Raw genomic sequence first — 1,964 nt, 5'->3', positions numbered from 1 at the left:
GCCGCTAGTACTAGCGGCCATTTTTGTATGTGCAGCTGACTCGTTATTCCTGATATTTATCGTGCGACGTCGCTATTTTGTAGAATGTCGCTTGGGCATAGTCCTCAAGCTCACCGTTGATGTTTTGATTGTAAACACCCGCTTTGAAATACATGTAACGCCCACCTTGATCGTAACCACTTTCGCTCATATCAACCATTTGAACAACGTCATCTTTGCCTTCACGCATTAGCGAAACAGTCATCGTGTTACCTTTTACATCAATGCGGTAGCTAAACGTCTCGCCAAGTGCAATACCTTGGTCGCCGATCTCTCCTGTCATGTCTCCGACTAAGTTGAAATAGTTATCTGTGCCTTCGTTGGTATTCTCATGAGCAAAATAAACCGTCCCTGTTTCGTGGTTCGGTAATTTTCGGTAGTAAAGACGAATGGGCTCATCATCTTTATCATGTATCTGACCAATGATGAAACGGCCAACTTCGTGCGCGTCACCGGTTGTCGTTGTATGATCAATCTTAAGCGTTGCTTCTAAAACACCATCAATCGCGCCTGCAGCTTTTAGATCTTCAACCGGAGCCGAACTAAATACCCAGTTGTTCTCATTGACACCTTTAGTGCTAATAGACGTATCACCACGACGTAGCATCTCACGCATCTCTGTACGTGCATATTTAGTATTTTTTGAGGTACGTGTACCTTTTACGTATGTCTTGAAAACCAAACCACCATCGTCTGCTGTATAAAAAATTTCTGGATGCTGATAACCATTCGCTAGGTTCCATTCTGAGACATCGTCTGGCTTGCCATTTTTATCGTGGTCAAAAGGTTGAGACAAATACCATGTCGTTAGATCGAAGTTTTCGCTTGGTGCATTACCCGCAACTGGTGACTTGGGTAGATTAGTCGGTACTGGTAAAGGAATACGAGTGTCGCATTTTACGGTGGTTTCACAAGGATATACCGCGGGTTCCCCAAAGTTACCTTTACGTAAATCTTTACGAGCTTCTTTAAGAGCTTTACTTGCTGCGGCCATTTCAGCGATCACCACTTTCTCAGCTTCAACCACATCATCGGTAATGATATGGCTTACCGGACAAGCATTGATTCCACAGTTAATTGCTGCAAGCTCAGTAACTGAGTTCCAACTGTTTTTGCTGTTACCGTGACCTACATATTTTACATAGCGTGCTTGCACTGGTTGGAACTGAAAACGCTCTAAACCAATCACTCTTCCCGAGCTTAATTGACCTTCTAAAATCGTTGTCCAGTTTTCGCCATCAACACTGACGAGCAGATCGAACTTAGATTGGCGTTGGTTCCCTTTACTAAAGGATGCTTGAATCGCATCGATTTCAATCACCGAACCGTAATCTAGCATTGCCCATTCACCGACACCGTTTGCAGACCAACGAGTCGTGATATCTTGGTCAAAGATCCGATCAGGGCCATTACCATCGTGACTACTAGCCGTAATAGCGGTCGGCGTTAAAATATTTGACTTGGTGTGAGAAGCACAACCAGATATTGCGAGAATGATAGAGACAGCTAAGACGCTTTTTATATTGACCTGTTTCATATGAAATCCATTATTGTATTTAAGGTGCAGCATTAAGAGCTAAAACGAGATCGACAATGATGACACTAAAGCCGTTTATCTAACTTCATCATCTCGATAAGTTCAAATTTTACATATTCTTATAATACAAATATATCGATTAATAAAAGAAATGAGAAGATACGCAACTCCATAGAGGCTTTCTGATTTAAAAGTGTGTTGAGAGGTAAATTATGGTCACTAGCAACAGCTAAGAGCACCTTACCCTCTCGTAAAAGCTAAGAACACCAGAGAGTAGGAAGATTATAAATCTCAAATAGAACTAAGTCATAAACTCGTTCCCTTTTAAAAAACTCGTCGAGTTTCGACATAAAACGAGTGCCAAGTCACATTTTCATCAACTAAGCAT

General features: G+C 41.9%; 1 protein-coding gene. It reads right to left on the bottom strand.

The genetic code is table 11. The annotated features are described in order from the left end of the window. Positions 1–43: 43 nt before the first annotated feature. Entirely contained in the window at positions 44–1,576 is a 1,533-nt protein-coding gene (locus AB4653_RS22670) for a polysaccharide lyase family 7 protein (RefSeq protein WP_102257327.1), read from the bottom strand. Positions 1,577–1,964 lie beyond the last annotated feature (388 nt).

The organism is Vibrio sp. 10N.222.48.A3 (assembly GCF_041475345.1).
In the GTDB taxonomy this organism is placed as follows: domain Bacteria; phylum Pseudomonadota; class Gammaproteobacteria; order Enterobacterales; family Vibrionaceae; genus Vibrio; species Vibrio tasmaniensis_A.
Note: the sequence above shows the minus strand (reverse complement) of the source record. Positions and strands in the feature narration are given on the sequence as shown.